Source organism: Candidatus Krumholzibacteriia bacterium (genome assembly GCA_035649275.1).
Classification (GTDB): Bacteria; Krumholzibacteriota; Krumholzibacteriia.
This window is the reverse complement of sequence record DASRJW010000012.1, coordinates 1-19,120: the sequence shown is the minus strand read 5'-3', so window position 1 is coordinate 19,120 and position 19,120 is coordinate 1. Positions and strand designations below refer to the sequence as shown.

Below are 19,120 nucleotides of genomic sequence, written 5' to 3'. Positions count from 1 at the left end.
GTGAGCGCGACAGGGGGACGCTAGCAGATGCCCTGGAGCGGCTCAACGTACTGCCGCGCCCCGCGCCGAGCCCGGCAGCAGACTGCGCCACAGCGCGGTTTGCACCAGACCGCAGCGCCAGGCAGCGCCGAGGAAGAGAGCGAAGGCCAGGGTGCCGGCGACGAGAAGCACGGCGACGCGGGCAGGAAGCGTCAGCGCCTCACTCGGAAGGACGGAGCGCTCCAGGAGGAGCAGCCCCGAACCGATCGCGGCGGCGAGGGGCACGGCCCAGAGGACGCGCAGCTGCACCTGCATGCCCCGCCGCCACCAATAGGTGCAGAGCGACAAGAGCACGAGGGTTTCCATCACCGCGCTCGTGGTCGCCACGGCGACGTAGGAGTAATGCGGGATGAGGAGGGCGTTGGCGGCGAGGCTCGCCAGTGCCAGACAGGAGTAGAGACGCAGGATGATTGCCTGCCGGCCCTCGGCCAGCAACAGGTGCGAGAAGCTCATGCCGACGAAGACCGAGGGCAGGGAGAGTGCCAGGATTCGTAACGGCAGCGTCGCCCGGGTCTCGCCCAGGACGGCGGTGATGTGTGGCGCCAGCACCACGATCTCGAGCCCCACCGCGACTCCCGCCAGCACCATGACGTCGAAGGTGCGCTGGAAAGTGTGGCGCAACTTGGCCGCGTCCTCCGAGGCGAGGCGGGACAAGACGGGATAGAGGAGGGCGATGAAGAGCCCGGGGAAAGTGACCAACACCTCGTGCACCTTGATCGCCACACCGTAGACACCGACGTCCTCCGCGGGGCGCAGCAGGGAGAGCAGGAAGGTGCCGACCTGCAAGCGCAGCAAGCTCAGCACCAGGACGCCGGCGACGACGACGGATTCCCGCAGCAGGCCGCCGACCACGGGCCGGTGCAGCTGCGGCCGTAAGCCTTCGAGGCGCTGTGCCATCACCCAGGCGTAGGCCAAGTTGACGGCGTTGGCGGCGAGGAAGGCCAACGCCACCGAGACCAGGCCGCCGCCGGCATGCACCACCAGGAGGATGCCGGCGAGAGCCACCAGGCGCGAACCCACTTCGCCGATGACGGCGAGATCCATGCGCAGGTGCATGCGGAAGACGGCGGTGAGGAACTGCGACAGCAGGCGAATGTACTCGTTCAACGCCACGATGCCGATGACGAGCTTGACCACCGGTTGATAGGTGGGGAAGCGCTGCACCGGGATGCACTGGGCGATGGCGAAGGCGAGACCGAGGGGGATGCAGGTCCACAGCAGTCGCAGGCCGAGAGCGGTGCCGAGGATGCGGCCGCGCAACTCCGGCTCCTGCATGGCGCGGCGCACCGACACCAGGTAGAGGCCGGACTCGCCGAGGATCATGAACAGGCCGACGTACACCGAGGCGGCGGTGAACTGTCCGAAGGTGGCGATCCCCAAGTGGCGGATGAGGAGAGCGTTGAAGAAGAGGGACGCCAGCAGGCCGACGAGCCGACCGCCCACCTGCACTCCCGAATTCCACGCCACGGTGCGTGCCAGGCTCACGGCTCTCCCCACCGAGTCCCATCGAGGCGACGGCGGCGCGACGGGCGCCGCGCCGGCGAACGCGGCCCACCCTAGTCGGAACCCTGGGGCGGCGCAACAGCGGGAGGGCCGAGCTCCACGACCGTGGCGCCCCAGCCGCTGGGCGGCGGTGCGTCGGCGAAGGCGAGAACGCCAGGGTGTCGCGCCAGTCGGGCACGGACCGTGCGGCGCATGGCGCCGATCCCCTTGCCGTGGACGATGCGCACTTGCCGCCGCCCTTGGAGGCAAGCGGTGTCGAGGAAGGTATCGACGAGTTCGGCCACCTCGCGGGGCGGGACGCCGTGCAGATCGAGGCTGTCTTCGACGGTGACGACTGCAGGCACGTCGTCGGGAACCGACTCGAGAGGTGGCGGCGGCGGCGGCGGCGGCGCGCCGAGGAAGCGGCGTCCGAGCCAGGCAAGGCCGGCCACGAGGAGGAGGGTGGCGACGAGCCAGAGCATGGAGCCATTCTACGAGGGCGGGAACGGCAGCGGGGGCGCGGCGCGGTTTGCTATGCTCACGGACTTGGAGGCCTCTTGCCCCAGTTCGAACGTCATCTCTTCGTCTGCGAGAACGAGCGCGCCGAGGGTCATCCCCGCGGCTGCTGCTCGGCCAAAGGCTCCCGCGAGGTGCGCGCCCGCTTGAAGCGCCTCATCCACGAGCACGGCCTCGCCGGGCGCGTCCGCGCCAACCAGGCTGGATGTCTCGACCAGTGCGAACGGGGCATCACCATCGTCGTCTACCCCGAGGGCGTGTGGTATGGCGGGGTGACGCTGGCGGACGTGGACGAGATCTTCGAACGCCACGTGCTCCGCGGCGAGGTGGTGGAGCGGCTGCGTCTGCGGGACGCTCCCGATCCCGCCCGCTGACCCGATGCTCCCGTACCGCTGTCTCATCCTCGATCTCGACGGCACCGTGCTCGATTCGCACGCTTACACCTTCGCCGCCGTCCGCCACGCCTGCCAGCCCTTCGTCGCCCCACCGGACGACGGCGCCATCCACGCTCGCTTTGGCCCCGACGAGCGCATCATCCTGCGCAGCTTCGTGGGAGCGGCGGACGCCGACGCGGCCTACGCCCGGTTGCAGCACTACTACGCCGAGCACGCCCACGAAGTGCGCCTCCATGCCGCCGTGCCGCCGCTCCTCGAGGCGTGCCGGCGCGCCGGAGTCTCCCGGGGGCTGTTCACGGGGCGCGGCAAGGACTCGGCGCACCTGCTCCTGCGGGCGACAGCGTTACAGGACCACTTCGATGCGGTCGTCGCCGGTGACGAGGCCCGTCCTAAACCGGCGCCCGACGGGATCCTGCTCTTGCTGCAGCAGCTCGGTCGCCGCGCCGGGGAGACTCTGGTGGTGGGGGACTCGCCTCTCGACCTGCAGGCGGCGGCCGCAGCCGGGGCCGCCGCGGCGCTCGCCACCTGGTTCGCCCGCGGCGTGACCGCGAGCGACATCGGCGCCCGGCGGTTGGGCTCGCCTTCGGACCTCTGGGAGTGGTTGGCGTTGTCGCCACCTGGCGCCTGAGGGGGACCTGCTACGGCGGCGGGACGAGGAAGTTTTCGGTGACGAAGACGCGACGCCGTCCCTGGGAATCCACGTCGAAGGCAACGCCCACACCGACGTGGCTGAATTCCGGATCGAGGAGATTCATGCGGTGCCCGGGGCTGCGCATGAGCGCTTCCTGGGCTTCCTCGACGCTGCCGCCGACGGCGATGTTTTCCCCGATCCGGCGGTAGGCGATGCCTGCGTCTTCGGCCCGATCGACGAGACGGCCGGTGCGCGGCGACACGTGAGCGAAGTAACCCCGGTCGCGCATCTCGGTGCTGTGCGAGCGGGCGACGCGGGAAAGCTCGGGGAGCTCCTGCAACGCTCCGGCGCCGGCGCGGTTGCGGTCGCGGTTGAGGAGCGCCAGCAGCTGTTCTTCCGCCTGGCGCTCGTCGCGGGGTGGGTCGAAGCTGGGACGGGGCGGTGTGGGCTGCAAGGTGCCTTGGCGCGCGGCAGCGAGGAGCACATCATAGTGGCTCGGACCGGCATCGTCCCGCAGCCACAAGCTGGCCAGGCCGAGCACGCGCGGGCCCATGTCGTAACGACCCATGACCTCGAGCTGATACTCCCCCGGCTGGGTGCCGAAGCAGAGGTAGGTGCGGAAGCGGCGCGGCTCGAGGGCGTAGTTCTCCAGGACCTCGGTGTTCCCATCCGGACGGGTGAGCAACACTTTCGGTTCCCGGTAGGGCGGGTACACCTCGCCTTCGAAGAGGAAGCGCTCCCGGGGGCGGGGATCGCCTGGCAAGGGGGAGAAGCTCACGGCGCGTTGGGTGAGGAGGACGGTGACGAACCACTCGGTGCGCCGCACCAAGTAGCGGCGGGTCGTGTGCTCGTGCAGACCGACGCCGAGGTGCGTGTACAGCTTGGCCTCGGCCTCGGGCAGGCGCAGAAGTTGGGCGCGCAGGCGCGTCTCGATCTCGTCGAAGCGCTCGGGTGGAGCGGAGCCATAGAATACGTAGGGAAACGGGTCGAGAATCCCGCGCGCCGAGAGCGAGGAGCGCAGGAGCTCGTGGCCGTCACTGACGACGCCCGCGGCGACGAGCTCGCTCCACTCCCGGGCCGCGGCGCAGAGCTCCGGGTCCATCTGCAGTCGGCAGCCGTTGCGCTGCGAGACCCGGTCGCGGACGAGCTCGCCGAGCCGGGCCTCGACGCCACGGACGTCGGCACCCGGGGGCGCCGCGATCCCTGCCAAGGTGGAGACGAGAACAAGGATCCCCCAGAGGAACCAGAGCAGCGGGCCTCGACCGGCGGGGCCGAACGAGCGCGAAAAGGCTGGGGGAATCCGCAGCGGCTGCGAGCGCACGAGGCACCTCCGGGGTCCGGTTGTTTCACGAGGTGTGCCAGCGGCGCGCCCCTCCCGGTTGCACGACTGCGTTTCATGTGCCATCTTACGGAGCTCCGCGACCCAGCCTGGACCGGGCGACGCGCAGGGAAGCCCGGGGGACGGGAGAGGCAGCACGAGCCACGGCGGGGCAACCTTCTCTGGGAGTCGAGGCGTGGGGTCTCTCCGCTCGGGTGTTCTCGTGGCGTTCTCGCTGTTCCTTCCCGGGGCGGCTGCGGCCCAGCTCGTTCCCGGCCAGCACAGCATCATGCCCTCCGTCGGTGCGACTTTCGCCACCGACAATCTCCTCAGCACGACGACTCCCATCGCATTCGGCATCCAGCCCCTGCCGCCGGAGGAGAACGCCAGCGCCAATCCGGTGAGCACGGAGATGCGCCTCGACCCTGGCTTCAGCGTCGGGTTGCGTTATGCCTACAACCTGACCCGGCGTCTGGCGGCGGAGGTCGAGGGCAACTACGGCGTCTCGGTGTTCGCCATCAAGCTGCTGGAGCATCTGGAGGAGCCCACCCAGGAGCCGCAGTACGAGACCACCACGATGGACGCGCGCATCTTCCGCTACGGCGTGAACCTGGCCTATCACATGGGGGTCTGGAAGGACTGCCACCCCTTCCTGCTGAGCGGTGTGGGAGGCCAGATCATCAACCTGCGCCAGAAGGGCCCGCTGAACACCGATCCCGTCAGCAACGGCACGCTGGTTTTTGGCGGCGGCATGAACTTTCGAGCCAACAACACCCTCCAGATCCGCGCCGAAGTCCGAGACTACGTCTACAACTTCCATTTCGACAACCAGTTCGCCGGTCCGGATTCGTGGCAGATCATGTCCTACCGGGATGTCGGACGGGCGGTTGCCGTTTCCCAGCCGACGCGCCAGCACGATCTCGTGGTCAGCCTGGGCTTCCAGATGCGGATCCACTAGAGGAGTTGGCAGTGGAGTTGCTTGCCAGGGGCTAGGGGGGCCACTAGGATAGGGGCACCCCGCGCTCCGGCAGGAGGACCTAGCGCACTTCGCTAACGACCGGCTCGGTGCTCACCGGCCGGATCTCGAGCCCAGAAGCCCCGCGGTCCGATCGACCGCACCGGGCTGACCATGGGCCACGGCAGGAGGCAAGGGGTCCTCCCGAAGATGCGTGTCCTCTTCATCAGCCAATACTTCCCGCCCGAGATGGGCGCACCAGCGGCGCGCACGTACGAATTGGCGCGCCGGTGGGTGCAGCTCGGCGCCGAAGTCACCGTCGTCACCGCCGTCCCCAACCATCCCACCGGCGTCGTGCCCGAGCGCTATCGGCGCGGTCGGCTCTTCGAGGAACACTTGGACGGCATCCGGGTGCTGCGCACCTGGATCTATCCGGCGGCGAATCGCGGCTTCTGGCGCCGCAGCCTCAACTACGTTTCCTTCATGTGCAGCTCGCTCTGCTTCGGTGTGCGACGTGCCGGTCCGGTGGACATCGTCATCGCCACCTCGCCGCAGTTCCTGGTGGGTCTGTCGGGCTGGGTCGCCAGCCGCTGGCGCGGCGTCCCCTTCGTCTTCGAGGTGCGTGATCTGTGGCCGGATTCCATCGCCGCACTCGGTGTGCTGCGCGAAGGACTGCTGCTGCGGACCCTGCAGCGACTGGAGATGCTGTTGTACCGGCAGGCGGTGCGCATCGTCGGCGTGGCGCATTCGACGAAGACGGAACTCGTGCGTCGCGGCGTGGAGCCGGAGAAGATCGTCATCATCCCCAACGGCGCCGACAGCGAGGTCTTCCGCGATCTGGAGAAGTTCAACGGCATTCGCGAGAACCTCGATCTGGGTCGTAAGTTCGTGGTCTCCTACATCGGCACGCACGGCCTGGCGCATGGGCTGGACACGGTTCTCGATTGTGCCGATCGCCTGCGGCAGCTGCCGGACATCGCCTTCCTCTTCGTCGGCGATGGGGCGGAGCGGGAGCGCTTGGTGGAGCGCGCTGGTGAGCTGGCGCTCCCGAACGTGCACTTCCTCGGCGTGCAGCCGCGCGAGCGCATTCCCTATTACCTCGCCACCTCGGATGTCTCCCTCGTGCCGCTGCGACGCAAGGAGCTGTTCCAGAAAGTGCTGCCGTCGAAGCTCTTCGAGATCATGGGCTGCTCCCGGCCGGTGATCCTGGGGGTGGAGGGCGAGGCCCAGATCGCGGTGGAGCGGGCAGAGGCGGGTCTGTGCGTGGCCCCGGAGGACCCGCAGCAACTGGCAGAAGCGATCCTCACGCTCTTCCAGGATCCGGCCCTGGCCGACCGCTTGGGCCGCAACGGTCGCAGTTACGTGCGACGCCACTACTGTCGCGACCGGCTCGCCGGTGCCTACTTCGCCCTGTTGCGGCAAGTCGTCGCCGAGAACCGGTGAGCATGCTTGATCTCCTGCGCATTCTCCTTCGCTGGCGCCGGCCCCTGCTCGCCTTCGCGTTCCTCGCCGCCGTGGTGGCTGCGGGGGTCACCCTGACGCTGACGCCGCGCTACTACTCCCAAGCCTCGATCCTGCCGCCGGTGGACAACCCGGCTTTCGGCACCCTGTCGAGCCTGTTGCAGCAGTACCAGGTCCCCGTGCCCGGCGGCACCACCACACCGTTCCTGCCGACGCTCTACGCCGCCATCGTCCGCAGTCGCAAGATGGGGGTGAAGATCCTGGATGAGTTCGCCTTGCGCCCGCTGCTCCGCGGCCGCGACGACGACGAGGACATCGAGATGCTGCGCCGGCGCACCTTCCTCAAGTACACCGACGAGGGCATCCTGCTCGTGGGGTACGAGGACACCGACGCCGCGCGGGCCGCCGGCATCACCAACGGCCTGGTGCGCAACCTCGACTCCTTCATCCAGGAGTTCAACAGCAGTCGCGCCGCGGAAACGGGGAAGTACGTGCAAGCCCAGGTGGAACGCAGCAGCGCCGACCTGGCGAAGGCGGAAGAAGCCTTGCGCGACTTCCAGCTCCGCCACGGCGCCATCGAGATCGATTCTCAAACCGAGGGCGCTCTGGAGATGGCGGCGGGTCTGCAAGGGCAGATCCTGGCCAAGGAAGTAGAGCTGGGCGTGGTGCGGCAGCACGCCCTGCCGGGATCTGTGGAGCTGCGCTCCCGAGAAACGGAGCTCCGGGTGCTGCGGGAGCAGTATGCCAACCTGCTGGGGGTGGATCCGCAGAGCCTGCCCACCACGGGCGAGGAGAAGCTCTTCCCCCGTTTCGGGGAGGTGCCGGATCTGTCGCTGCAGTACTTGCGCTTGCTGCGCGAGGTGAAGTTGCAGACGGCGTTGTACACCATGCTGCTGCAGCAGCTCGAGCAGGCCCGCATCGAGGAACAGAAGAACACCCACGTCCTCTCCGTCCTCGACTGGGCGGTGCCGAGCACCGAGCGCGTCTACCCCAAGCGGGTGCGCATCGTGCTGGTGGCGGCGCTGGCCGCGAGCGCTTGGATCGGCATCCTGGCGGTGTGCGTGGAGAAGCTGCGCGAACGCCGGGCGGACGCGGCAGAGGCGGCGCGGTTGGCGGCCCTGCGCGCCGAGTGGGCGCGCATGCCCGGTTGGATCCGCAGCCTCGAGCGGCTCCTCGTCAAGTGAGGCGAGCCGTGGGGGAGCGCTGGCTGCTGCGCCTGCTCTGTTACGAACGCGGCGCCGTGCTCTGGTTGCCGAGCCTGTGGGTGGCGATGGCGGCGGTGCTCTTCGGCATCCTGCAAGCGCCGGCGGAACGCACCTTCTTCAACCACACCCGGGATCTCAAGGTGGCGCTCGGGCCCCTCGACCTGGCCGCGGTGCCCGCGGCAGCGGGGCAGGCGTTCGAAGCCGGCTTGAGGGCGGGCTTGGCGGCGCAGCGGGAGCTCACTCTGGTCGCCGCGGAACCGGTGCGTCTGCGGGCCGAGGCCGTGCTCGGTGCGCCGCTGCCACCCGACCCGCGCCGCTGGATGCGGGCGACGCGCAATCTCAACGTGACCTACTTCGTCACCGCGCAGCTGCAGAACGAAGGCGACGGCTGGCAAGGCAGCGCCGAAGTGTGGCAGGTGGCGGAGGAAACACGGCTCCGCGCCTTCACCGCCCGCGCGCACACGGCGGAAACGCTCGGCCGTGGTCTCGCCGACTCGGTCGGCGCCGCACTCTTCACCCCCCGTCCTGATCCCTTGGCCCGCCGCTGAAGAGCGCCCCACCCAAGTTTCCGCGCCGACTCCGCAACCGAAGTTCCGCCAGGGAGATACGCGGGCGCTCGCGTTGACACTGCGAAGAACCCGATGCTAGACTCGCCGGCCGGACTCGGGAGACCTCCCGCCGTACCGCGCATCCAACGTCACGCTCGCTCGCCGGTCTCGATGCCGAGGAGGCGCGCTCTTGAAGAAAGTCGCCACCGACAAGATCCGCAACTTCGCCTTGCTCGGCCATCAGGACACGGGCAAGACCAGTTTCCTCGAGGCCGTGCTCTTCCTCTCCGGCCAGGCGTCGCGTCTCGCCCGGGTGGACGAAGGCAACTCCAACCTCGACTTCACACCGGAGGAAGTGGAACGGCGGCTCACGGTGAAGGCGAAGCTGCTGGCGGTGGACTGGAAGGGGCACCGGTTCCATTTCGTGGACACTCCGGGCTACGACGACTTCGTCGCCGAACGACTCAGCGCGGTGGCAGCGGTGGAAACGGCGCTCCTCTTCGTCAAGTCCGACACCGACGTCGAACCCGGCGCGGAGCGGGCTTGGCGGCTCCTGGACCGGCTCGACAAGCCCCGCTTCGTCGTCGTCAACAAGATGGACAAGGAGCACGCCGATTTCGCCAAGGTGGTGGGGAAGCTGCAGCAGCGGCTCTCCCCCAAGATCGTGCCGCTCTTCCTGCCGCTCGGCGACGGCGCCCCATTCCGCGGCCTGGTGAGCGTCGTGGACGGCAAGGCTTTCCTCTTCGAAAAAGACGGCGTCCGCGACACCGAGCTCCCCGGCGCGATGAGCGGCGCGGTGGCGGCGGCACGCGAGGCCCTGATGAACGCGGCGGCGGAAACCTCCGATGCCCTGGTGGAGAAGTTCCTCGACACCGGCGAGCTCTCCGACGAGGAGTTCCACACCGGCCTCGCCAAGGGTATCGCCGCCGGCACGGTGGTCCCGGCGGTGCCGCTCTGCGGCGGCGACCTGCGCGGCGTGGCGTCGCTCCTGGAGGCGCTGGCGCGCTTCGCCCCCGCACCCATGGGGCCGCCGAGCAGCGACGGCGCCACGGCGAGTGCGGCGGCCACGCAGTGGCTCCAGGCCCTGGCCTTCGGCGCCCTTTCGGAGAGCAACGTGGGCGACTACGTGTTCGTGCGGGTGTGGAGCGGCAAGTTGGCTCCCGGGATGGACGTGCTCAATGCGAGCAACGGCGAGTCGGAGCGGGTGGGACCGCTCTTCTTGTTGCAAGGCAAACAGCGCCTCGACGCCGAGGAGCTGAGCGCGGGCGAGATCGGTGCGGCGGTGAAACTCCGCAACACCCGGGTGGGGCACACGCTCTGCGATCGCAATCACAAGACGCTGGTGCCGTTCCCGGCCCTGCCCGAGCCGCTCACCTTCGTCGCCATCAAGTCCCGCAGCAAGGGGGACGAGGACAAGCTGGCCGGGGGCTTGCAGCGGTTGCACGAGGAAGATCTGGGCTTCAAGGTCATGGTGCACCCGGAGACGCACCAGACCCTGCTCATGACCCAGGGGGACTCGCACGCCGCCATCGTGCTCGCCAAGCTGAAGCGCAAGTTCAACGTGGAAGTCGACACCGAGCCGCCGAAGACCCCCTACCGCGAGACGATCAAGGGCAAGGCCGACGAACGCTATCGCCACAAGAAGCAAACCGGCGGCCGGGGCCAGTTCGGCGAGGTGCACCTGGTGCTGGAGCCGCGCCCGCGGGGCGCGAACTTCGAGTTCGTCGACGGCGTGGTCGGCGGCGTCATCCCCAACCGTTTCATCCCGGCGGTGGAAAAGGGAGTGCGCGAGGCCATGCAGGAAGGCGTGATGGCGGGCTATCCGGTCGTCGACCTCCGGGTCACGGTGGATGATGGCAAGCACCACGACGTGGACTCCTCCGAGGCGGCGTTCAAGATCGCCGGCGCCCAGGCGTTCAAGCTCGCCTTCCCCAAGGCCAAGCCCGTGCTCCTGGAACCGATTTACAAGGTGACGGTGCGGGTTCCCGAGGATTACATGGGGCACGTGATGGGGGACATGTCGTCACGCCGCGGCCGCATCCTCGGTATGGACCAGGAGGGGCACGAGCAGGTGCTGCGCGCCGAGGTGCCGCTGGCGCAGCTTTACGATTACGCCATGGTGCTGCGCTCGCTGACGCAGGCCCGGGCCGGGCACACGCGGGAGTTCTCCCACTACGAGGAAGTGCCGCGAGAGATCGCGGAGGGCATCATCGCCGGACACAAGGCTGCAGCCCAGGCCGAAGCCTGAGAGCGGAAACGGGTGGGTGGGCCATGTCGGGTCATTCCAAATGGAGCACGATCAAGCGCAAGAAGGGCGCCAAAGACGCCCAGCGTTCCAAGCTCTTCTCCAAGCTGATCAAGGAAGTCACGGTGGCGGCCCGCATGGGGGGCGGCGACCTGGAGGGCAACCCCCGGCTGCGTCTCGCCGTCGCCAAGGCGCGGGACGCCAACATGCCAGCGGACAACATCAAGCGCGCCATCCAGAAGGGGACCGGCGAGCTGGAGGGCGTGCACTACGAAGAGGTGATCTACGAGGCCTACGGGCCCGGCGGCGTGGCGCTCCTCATCGAGACGCTGACGGACAACCGCAACCGCACCGTCGGCGAGGTGCGGCACGTGCTCGACCGTAACGGCGGCAAGCTGGCCGCGGCAGGCGCGGTCAACCACCTGTTCAGCATCAGCGGCACCATCCTCGTCGAGCGCGGCAAGCTCGACGAGGACACGCTCATGGCGGCGGCACTGGAAGCGGGCGCCGAGGACGTGCGCAGCGACCCGGAGATGTACGAGGTGCTCACCGCCCCGGGTGACGTGGTGAGCGTGGCGGAGAAGCTCAAGGCCGCCGGTATCGCGGTGGAAACGGCGGAGGTCTCCCGCCTGCCCTCGCTGACCGTGCCGCTCGAGGGCAAGCCGGCGCAGACGATGCTCCGCCTCGTGGATCTTCTGGAAGAGCTGGACGATGTGCAGAAGATCTACGCCAACTTCGACATCTCCGCCGAGGAGATGGCGAAGGCCGAGTGACGCCGCCTTCGACTCAGGCGCCGGGGACGCAGCGATCGACCCGTTGCACGACCCGGCGGTTGAGGCAGGGGCGCGATTTCGGACCGTGACAGGGAGAGGCCCGGAGGTGGTGGCGGGGGTGGCGATGCGGGCACTGGGGATCGACCCGGGGACGAAGAGCACGGGTTACGGCGTGGTCGACGCCGACGGCGATCGCCTGGTGCGCCTCGATGCCGGCGTCATCGCCCTCGGCTCCGGAACGCTCGCCGAGCGCCTGGTGCGCCTGCACCGCGAGCTCACCCGTCTCATCGTCACCTGGTCGCCCGCCGCCTGCGCGGTCGAGAACCTCTTCCACCATCGCAGCGCCCGCAGCGCCCTCGCCCTGGGACACGCTCGGGGCGTCTGTCTGCTGGCGGCGGCGGCGCACGGTCTGGATCTGGAGGAGTACGCTCCGGCGCTGGTGAAGAAGGCGGTGACCGGGAACGGCGCCGCCGGCAAGGAACAGGTGCAGTTCATGGTGGCGCGCCTCCTCGGCGCGGAGGTCGAAGCCTCGGATCACGCTGCGGATGCCCTGGCGGCGGCGATCTGCCTGCTCGAAGCGCGGCGACCGTTGCGCGTCTACGAATGAGGGAATGCTTCCGGTGCGAACGACGACCGAGGGTGCCGAGGGAGCTGCACGATGATCCTGAGCGTGCGCGGGCGCTTGCTGGCGCGGGAGCCCCAGGTGGTGGTGGACGTGGGCGCGGTCGGTCTCGGCCTGCATGTCTCGGCACGGACGGCGGCGCTGCTCCCTGCCCTCGGCGAAGAGTTGTCCCTGGTCACCTATTTGCACGTCCGCGAGGATCAGCTCGCCCTCTATGGTTTCCACAGCGAACGCGAGCGGGCGCTCTTTCTCTTGCTCCTCGGGGTGAACGGCGTCGGCCCGCGTCTCGCGCTCACGCTGCTTTCCAGCGCTCCCTTGGAGGAGCTGGAGCGGGCGTTGCGCGACGGCGACGAAGCCTATCTCGTCCGCATCCCCGGCGTCGGGCGCAAGACGGCGGCGCGGCTGGTGCTGGAGCTGCAGGGCAAGCTGGTGGCGGTGCCGCCGGCGGCCGCCCAGATGGACGGTGGCGCCGTCTTCGAGGAGGCCATGCTCGCCCTCGCCTCGCTCGGTTTGACGCCACGCTCGGCGCGCGAGGCCGTGGACAAGGTCGACCGCCGCGCCCTCGGCGCCGCGCCGCGGGTCGAGGACATCGTCAAGGCAGCGCTGCAGTCGGCGCACCGCTGAGCGCGCCTGGGGAGGAAGCATGCCGCGTCCTGTGCGTCTCGTGAGCCCCGAACCCGGGGAAGAAGAGCTGCAGAGTGAAGCCCGCCTCAGGCCGGTCACGCTGGAGGAATACGTCGGCCAGGAGCGGGTGAAGGAAAACCTGCGCGTCTTCATCCAGGCGGCCCGCGGACGCGGCGAGCCCCTGGATCACGTACTCCTCTCCGGTCCACCTGGTCTCGGCAAGACGACGCTGGCCCACATTCTGGCGCGGGCCATGGAGGCGCCCATCAAGGTGACCTCGGGGCCAGTGTTCACCAACGCCGCGGATCTCCTCTCCGTCCTCTCCCATATGAAGCCGGGTCAGGTGCTGTTCATCGACGAGATCCACCGCCTGAGCCGCGTGGTGGAGGAGCATCTCTACCCCGCCATGGAAGAGCGCCGCTGCGAGCTCATCGTGGACAAGGGGCCGAACGCCCGCCACTACAGCCTGGCCCTCGAGCCCTTCACCCTCGTCGGCGCCACCACGCGGGCGGGCCTGCTCACCGGGCCACTCCGCAGCCGCTTCGGCCTGGTGATCCGTCTCGACTACTACAGCCAAGAAGAGCTGCGCCGCATCGTCATCCGTTCCGCCGGCCTGCTAGAGATCGAGGTCGCCCCCGAAGCGGCGGACGAGATCGCCCGCCGCGCCCGCGGCACGCCGCGCATCGCCAACCGCTTGCTGCGACGCGCCCGGGACTTCGCCGAGGTGGAGCACCAGGGCGTGGTGGATCTCGACGTCGCCCGCTACAGCTTGCAGCGCCTCGACATCGACGAACGCGGTTTGGACGACATGGACCGGCGCTTGTTGCGCACGATCATCGAGAAGTTCGGCGGCGGGCCCGTCGGCGTTTCCACCCTCGCCGCCGCGCTCTCGGAAGACGAGCAGACCCTCGAGGACATGTACGAACCGTTCCTCATCCAAGAAGGCTTCGTCGCGCGCACCGCTCGCGGGCGGGAGGCGACGCCCCTCGCCTACGAGCACCTGGGGATCCGGCGCGGCAGCGCGAGCGGTGGTCTGTTCGGTTGAAGCACTCCGACAGCCGGCCAGCACGCATGCGGCTCGAGGATCTGGACTTCGATCTCCCCGCCGAACTCATCGCGCAAGTCCCGGCGGCACAGCGCGACGCCTGCAATCTGCTGCATCTGCACCGCGCCAGCGCGGCGCTCCAGGTGCGGCGCTTCGACGCGTTGCCAGAGCTGCTGCGCCCGCGAGATCTGCTGGTGCTGAACGCGAGTCGCGTCCTCCCGGCGCGTCTGCTGGCGGAACGCGCCGAAACCGGCGGGAGGTGCGAGCTCCTCCTCGTCGAGCCCGAAACAGCGCAGCGCTGGTGGGCCCTGGCGCGCCCGGCCCGGTCGCTCCGCCCCGGCGCCCGGCTGCGCCTCGCCGACGGCAGCGAGATTTCCGTCACCGGCGTCGGCGAAGCAGGACGCCGGCTGCTGGATTTCGGCGCCGGCAAGAGCGGACTCGAGGTGGCGCACCGGCTCGGAACGCTGCCGCTGCCGCCTTACATTCGCCGCCAGGCAGAACCGGGCGATGCCGAGGCCTATCAAACCGTGTTCGCCCGGGTGGAGGGAAGCGTCGCTGCCCCGACCGCGGGCCTGCACTTCACGCCGGAATTGCTGGACGCCCTCGCCCGCCGCGGCATCTCCTCGGCGACGCTCGTACTCCACATCGGCCCGGGAACCTTCGCTCCGCTCCGGAGCAGCGATCCGCTCCAGCACCGCATGGACTGGGAGCGCTTCGAGGTGGAGCGTGCCGTCCTCGAGCGCTGTCGCGCCACGCGCCAGGCCGGCGGCCGTGTCGTCGCCGTCGGCACCACGGCGACGCGGGTGCTGGAGTCCCTCGCTTTGTGGGAGGAGGGCGCTGTCGGCGACGCCGTGGCGGTGCGTGTCGAAGGGGAATGGCTCCGCGGCCGGACGCGGCTCTTCATCCATCCGCCCTTCGACTTTCGCCGCGTCGACGCCTTGCTCACCAACTTCCACTTGCCGCGCTCGACGCTCCTTCTCCTGGTCGACGCCTTCGCCGGACGCACAGCGATCCGCCGCGCTTACGCCGAGGCCGTGGCCCGGCGACTCCGCTTCTTCAGTTATGGCGACGCCATGCTGATCGAGTAGGATCTGCGCCGGGCAGGGCCGACCGCAGCGCTTCGGCACGCATCGGGTTGCGGCGCTCTGGGCCCGTCGATCAGGAGGTACGCCCGGGCGGCGATGGAACGCATCAGCTTCGAACTCCTGGCCCGGGACGAGCGCGCCCGGCGCGGTGTGCTGCACACCGGCCACGGCAGCGTCCAGACGCCGGCCTTCCTCCCCGTGGGCACCCGGGGGACGGTGAAGACCCTGGGCAGCGAGGACCTGGAAGCGCTGGGCGCCGAGATTGCTCTCGCCAACACCTACCACCTGGTGCTCCGTCCCGGTGCCGATCTCGTCGCTGAGCACGGCGGCCTGCACCGCTTCATGGCCTGGACCGGGGCACTCCTCACCGACAGCGGCGGCTACCAGGTGCACAGTCTCTCGGCGCTCAACGTGGTGGACGAGGACGGCGTCACCTTCAAGAGCCATCTGGACGGCTCGCCGCACCGCTTCACCCCGGAGAGCACGGTGGAGGCGCAGGCGCGCCTCGGCGCCGATCTCGTCGTCTGCCTCGATCAATGCCTCCCCGCCGACGCCGACCGCAGGAGCCACCTGGCGGCGGTGCGGCGCACCACCGCCTGGGCGGCGCGTTGCCGCGCCGTCTTCGGCCCCCACTTCCGCACCTACGACTACCCGCAGGCGCTGTTCGGGATCATCCAGGGCGGCACGGACAAGGAACTGCGCCAGCGCGCCGCCGACGAGCTCGGTGCCCTCGATTTCCCGGGATATGCCATCGGCGGTCTCGCGGTGGGGGAGCCGAAAGAGGCGCTGCTGGAAACGGTGGCGCTCCTCGACACCTTGCTCCCGGAAGAGCGACCGCGCTATCTCATGGGGGTGGGGAAGCCGGAGGATCTGGTGTGGTGCGTGGCCCGCGGGGTGGATCTCTTCGATTGCGTGCTGCCCACGCGCAATGCGCGCAACGGCATGGCCTTCACCAGTCGCGGCAAGCTGGTGATCCGCAACGCGGCACACGCCCGCGCGGCGGGGCCGCTCGATCCGGCGTGCCGCTGCTGGGTGTGCGCGCGTTACAGCCGCGCTTACATCCGCTACCTGCACCAGGCAGGGGAAATCCTGGGACTGCGTCTGGTGACGTATCACAATCTGCACTTCTACCTGGGGCTGATGCACGCCATGCGGGCGGCGATCCAGGCCGGGCGCTTCGCCGCCTGGCAGGAGGGTTTCTTCGCCGCCTACGACGCGGCGTGAAGACAGCGCCGGGAAGAAGGCTCGGAGGTCGCATGCATTCGCTCGGAGTGATCCTGGCGCAATCGGGTCAGGCAGTGTCTCTCTTCCCTCTCCTGTCCCTGTTCCTGGTCTTCTTGATCCTGTACCTGCTGGTCATCCGGCCGCAGGCGAAGCGGCAGCGCGAACGGGACGCCATGGTCAAGAAGGTGAAGAAAGGCGATCGCATCCTCACCACGAGCGGAATCTTCGGCACCGTGGTCAGCACTCGCGGCGACGACGTTCTGGTGGTGAAGATCGCCGAGAACGTTCGCGTCGAGATGGCGCGTCCGTCCGTTGCTTCCGTCCTCGCCTCGGGCGCGGAGACCGAGAGTGACGGAGCGTCCTGAGCAGCCATCTGCTACCATCGGCATACCGGCGGCGACCGACCTGCCGCCCCGGCTGGGAGGTTCGAACCATCGCGCTCCGCACCGTACTGACCTACGGGGCTCCGGTGCTCCGGCAGAAAGCCTTGCCCGTCACCGAACCGCTGGAGAGCCTGAAGCCCCTGGTGGAGGACATGTTCGAGACCATGATCGCCGAGCCCGGCATCGGGTTGGCGGCGCCACAGATTGGCGTCTCCCGCCGGCTCGCCGTCATCGATGCCGTGGCGGAGGACGACGCCGGGGAGAAGCTCTGCCCGCAACTCGTGCTGGTGAATCCGGAGATCACCTGGTTCTCTCCCGACCGGGTGCCGTACGAGGAAGGCTGCCTCTCGGTGCCCGAGATCACCGAGAGCGTCGAGCGGCCACGGGCGATCCGTTTCCGGTACACCGCTCTCGACGGGAGCCAGGTGGAGCGCGAAGCCGCCGGCCTGCTGGCGCGAGTGGTGCAGCACGAAGTCGACCACCTGAACGGCATCCTCTTCGTCGATCGCCTGTCGCTGGTGAAGAAGCAGTTGCTGCGCAACAAGCTGCGACAACTGGCGTCCGCAGCCCGCGTCTAGGCCATGCGCCTCCGCCTCGCCTTCCTCGGCAGCCCCGAGTTCGCCGTCCCCAGCTTGCAGGGCCTGGCTTCCCGGCACGAAGTGGCCCTCGTGGTCACGCAGCCCGAGCGGCCCGGCGGCAGGGGACTCCTGCCGACGCCGACGGCAGTGCACGAGGCTGCCACCGCGTTGCATCTGCCCGTGGTGACGGTGGCTCGCCATGGGCGGCAGCAACTGGAGGACTCGCTGCGCCCGCTCGCTCTCGATGTGCTCGTCGTCGTCGCCTTCGGACAGATCCTCCGCCAGAGCACCTGGGAAACCGCGCGCCGCGGCGCCCTCAACGTGCATGCCTCGCTGCTGCCGCGCTGGCGCGGGGTGGCACCCATCGAGCGGGCCCTTCTCGCCGGCGACACGAGCACCGGTGTTTCTCTCATGGTGATCGAGGCGGGGGTGGACACCGGCCCGGTGCTCGCCCGGCAGGCGCTTTTGATCGAGCCCGAATCGACGCGCGCGGAACTCACCGCCCGTCTCGCTGCCGCGGGGGCGGCGCTGCTCCTGGAACACGTGGAGGCCTACGTCGCCGGCAGCCTCGTGCCCGAGCCGCAGGATGCAACGGCGGCCACGTACGCTTCGGCGCTCCGGAAGGAAGAAGGTCGCATCGACTGGGGCGCGAGCGCCGCACAGATCGCCCGTCAGGTGCGGGCCTTCGCCGGCTGGCCGGGGACGACGACGGAGTGGGCCGGCGTGGCACTCAAAGTGCACGCGGTGCGCGTCGCGAACTCCACTCTCCCCGGGGTAGCTCCGGGAACCGTGGTCCTGGCGGATCCGCGGCGGGGCGTGCAGGTCGCCTGCGGCGAAGGCGTCCTGGATCTGCTCGAGGTGCAGCTGCCTGGCAAGGCGCGGGTCCCGGCCCGCACTCTGGTGCAGGGACGAGGGTTGGTCCCCGGCCAAAGGCTGGGAATGCAAAGCAATGGCGCCCGCAGGGGAGAAAGTACATGAAGTCGGCGAGGCCCCCCTCGACAGTGCCTGGAAGGCAGGCTGACCGCGCTCGCCGCACGGCTTTCGAGGTGCTGCGGGCTCTTCGGCGCGGCCTGGCCTGGGAAGCCGCCTGGGAGCGCCAGGCCAAGCGCCTCGCTTCCGGTTCTTTGGATCGGCGTTTCGCCCAAGAGCTCGCCAGCGGCGCCACGCGACTCCGCGGCCGGCTGGACCACGTGCTCACCCAGCACCTCGACCGTCCCACGGCCGCGCTCGACCGCGACGTCCTCGATCTCCTCCGGCTCGGCGCCTATCAGCTCCTGGAAACGGAAGTGGCCGAGCATTCCGCCGTGCACGCCACGGTCGAGTTGAGCAAGCGCGTCTGTCCGCGCGCCACCACGCTGGTGAACGCGGTGCTCCGCGCCGTGCAGCGAGAGCGCCGTACTCTCCAGTTCCCCGACCGGAGCGCGGCGCCGCTGGAGCAACTGGTGACCTACGGTTCGCACCCGGAGTGGATCGTGCGGCGCTGGCTCCAGCGCTTTGGTGCGAGCGAAACGGGCGCGCTCTGCGATTACGACAATCGCCGCCCCCAGCTCTGCCTGCGTCCCAACCCGGGCCGCGCCACCCAGGAAGAAATCCTCGCCGCCCTTCCTGGCAGCGTCGTGGGCCGCTGGGCGGCGAGCTCGATGCGCTGCTCGGCGACTGGCTACGCCGCCGTGCGGGCGCTGGTGGAAGCTGGCAAGGCGAGCGTGCAGGACGAGAGCGCCACTCTGGTGGTGGAGGAAGCAGCCCCCGCTCCCGGTGAAGCGTGGCTCGACTTGGCAGCAGCGCCGGGCGGCAAGGCGGGTCACCTGGCCGAGCGGGTGGGGGAAGGCGGCCGGGTGCTCGCCTTCGACACGACCGCAGCCAAGGTGGGGCGGCTGCGGGCGAATGCAGAGCGGCTCGGACTGCCGCAGCTCGTCGCCGCGGTGGGAGAGGCACGCTCGCTCCGCCTGCCCCCGGCGGATGGCGTCCTCCTCGATGCGCCCTGTAGCGGG

At 69.4% G+C, this 19,120-nt stretch carries 20 protein-coding genes; 17 read left to right on the top strand and 3 right to left on the bottom strand.

Going from position 1 to position 19,120, the window contains the following annotated elements:
* Positions 1–42: 42 nt before the first annotated feature.
* Both VFE28_00930 and VFE28_00925 read right to left on the bottom strand, forming a co-directional pair.
* Complete coding sequence (locus VFE28_00930) at positions 43–1,524, bottom strand: oligosaccharide flippase family protein (protein ID HZM14539.1); 1,482 nt, start codon at positions 1,522–1,524, stop codon at positions 43–45.
* Between the two features lie 71 nt (positions 1,525–1,595).
* Entirely contained in the window at positions 1,596–2,003 is a 408-nt protein-coding gene (locus VFE28_00925) for a Smr/MutS family protein (GenBank protein HZM14538.1), read from the bottom strand.
* Positions 2,004–2,078: 75 nt separating this feature from the next.
* Here VFE28_00925 and VFE28_00920 point away from each other — a divergent pair, with 75 nt between their 5' ends.
* Both VFE28_00920 and VFE28_00915 read left to right on the top strand, forming a co-directional pair.
* A complete protein-coding gene (locus VFE28_00920; protein HZM14537.1) occupies positions 2,079–2,411 on the top strand; it encodes a (2Fe-2S) ferredoxin domain-containing protein in 333 nt (110 codons plus the stop codon).
* Positions 2,412–2,415: 4 nt separating this feature from the next.
* Positions 2,416–3,060, top strand: coding sequence for an HAD-IA family hydrolase (locus VFE28_00915; GenBank protein ID HZM14536.1), 645 nt, complete (start codon positions 2,416–2,418; stop codon positions 3,058–3,060).
* 10 nt (positions 3,061–3,070) lie between these two features.
* On the opposite strand, the gene VFE28_00910 is transcribed toward VFE28_00915, so the two are convergent.
* Positions 3,071–4,384 (bottom strand): CAP domain-containing protein, encoded by a 1,314-nt coding sequence (locus VFE28_00910; protein ID HZM14535.1) that lies wholly within the window; start codon positions 4,382–4,384, stop codon positions 3,071–3,073.
* Between the two features lie 193 nt (positions 4,385–4,577).
* Here VFE28_00910 and VFE28_00905 point away from each other — a divergent pair, with 193 nt between their 5' ends.
* The 15 genes from VFE28_00905 to VFE28_00835 all read left to right on the top strand — a co-directional run.
* Positions 4,578–5,339 (top strand): outer membrane beta-barrel protein, encoded by a 762-nt coding sequence (locus VFE28_00905; protein ID HZM14534.1) that lies wholly within the window; start codon positions 4,578–4,580, stop codon positions 5,337–5,339.
* Between the two features lie 207 nt (positions 5,340–5,546).
* Positions 5,547–6,779 carry a glycosyltransferase family 4 protein gene (locus tag VFE28_00900; GenBank protein ID HZM14533.1) on the top strand — a complete coding sequence of 411 codons (1,233 nt, stop codon included), beginning with the start codon at positions 5,547–5,549 and terminating at the stop codon, positions 6,777–6,779.
* A gap of 2 nt (positions 6,780–6,781) precedes the next feature.
* Positions 6,782–7,981 carry a GNVR domain-containing protein gene (locus VFE28_00895; protein ID HZM14532.1) on the top strand — a complete coding sequence of 400 codons (1,200 nt, stop codon included), beginning with the start codon at positions 6,782–6,784 and terminating at the stop codon, positions 7,979–7,981.
* Between the two features lie 8 nt (positions 7,982–7,989).
* On the top strand, positions 7,990–8,550 hold the full coding sequence (locus VFE28_00890) for a hypothetical protein (GenBank protein HZM14531.1): 561 nt from the start codon (positions 7,990–7,992) through the stop codon (positions 8,548–8,550).
* Between the two features lie 190 nt (positions 8,551–8,740).
* Positions 8,741–10,798 carry an elongation factor G gene (locus VFE28_00885; GenBank protein HZM14530.1) on the top strand — a complete coding sequence of 686 codons (2,058 nt, stop codon included), beginning with the start codon at positions 8,741–8,743 and terminating at the stop codon, positions 10,796–10,798.
* Positions 10,799–10,821: 23 nt separating this feature from the next.
* Entirely contained in the window at positions 10,822–11,568 is a 747-nt protein-coding gene (locus tag VFE28_00880; protein HZM14529.1) for a YebC/PmpR family DNA-binding transcriptional regulator, read from the top strand.
* Positions 11,569–11,692: 124 nt separating this feature from the next.
* Positions 11,693–12,175: a crossover junction endodeoxyribonuclease RuvC gene (ruvC, locus tag VFE28_00875; protein ID HZM14528.1), complete on the top strand. Its 483-nt coding sequence runs from the start codon at positions 11,693–11,695 to the stop codon at positions 12,173–12,175.
* Positions 12,176–12,226: 51 nt separating this feature from the next.
* Positions 12,227–12,814: a Holliday junction branch migration protein RuvA gene (ruvA, locus tag VFE28_00870; GenBank protein HZM14527.1), complete on the top strand. Its 588-nt coding sequence runs from the start codon at positions 12,227–12,229 to the stop codon at positions 12,812–12,814.
* Between the two features lie 19 nt (positions 12,815–12,833).
* Positions 12,834–13,859 (top strand): Holliday junction branch migration DNA helicase RuvB, encoded by a 1,026-nt coding sequence (ruvB, locus tag VFE28_00865; GenBank protein ID HZM14526.1) that lies wholly within the window; start codon positions 12,834–12,836, stop codon positions 13,857–13,859.
* Positions 13,860–13,885: 26 nt separating this feature from the next.
* Positions 13,886–14,947 (top strand): tRNA preQ1(34) S-adenosylmethionine ribosyltransferase-isomerase QueA, encoded by a 1,062-nt coding sequence (gene queA, locus VFE28_00860; GenBank protein HZM14525.1) that lies wholly within the window; start codon positions 13,886–13,888, stop codon positions 14,945–14,947.
* A 93-nt stretch (positions 14,948–15,040) separates the two neighbouring features.
* On the top strand, positions 15,041–16,168 hold the full coding sequence (gene tgt, locus VFE28_00855; GenBank protein HZM14524.1) for a tRNA guanosine(34) transglycosylase Tgt: 1,128 nt from the start codon (positions 15,041–15,043) through the stop codon (positions 16,166–16,168).
* A gap of 32 nt (positions 16,169–16,200) precedes the next feature.
* Entirely contained in the window at positions 16,201–16,533 is a 333-nt protein-coding gene (yajC, locus tag VFE28_00850) for a preprotein translocase subunit YajC (GenBank protein HZM14523.1), read from the top strand.
* A gap of 8 nt (positions 16,534–16,541) precedes the next feature.
* Positions 16,542–17,129 (top strand): peptide deformylase, encoded by a 588-nt coding sequence (gene def / locus VFE28_00845; protein ID HZM14522.1) that lies wholly within the window; start codon positions 16,542–16,544, stop codon positions 17,127–17,129.
* Positions 17,130–17,132: 3 nt separating this feature from the next.
* On the top strand, positions 17,133–18,107 hold the full coding sequence (gene fmt / locus VFE28_00840; GenBank protein HZM14521.1) for a methionyl-tRNA formyltransferase: 975 nt from the start codon (positions 17,133–17,135) through the stop codon (positions 18,105–18,107).
* The coding region (locus VFE28_00835; protein ID HZM14520.1) for a transcription antitermination factor NusB at positions 18,104–19,120 on the top strand (1,017 nt) is incomplete at its 3' end. The genes fmt and VFE28_00835, both read left to right, overlap by 4 nt.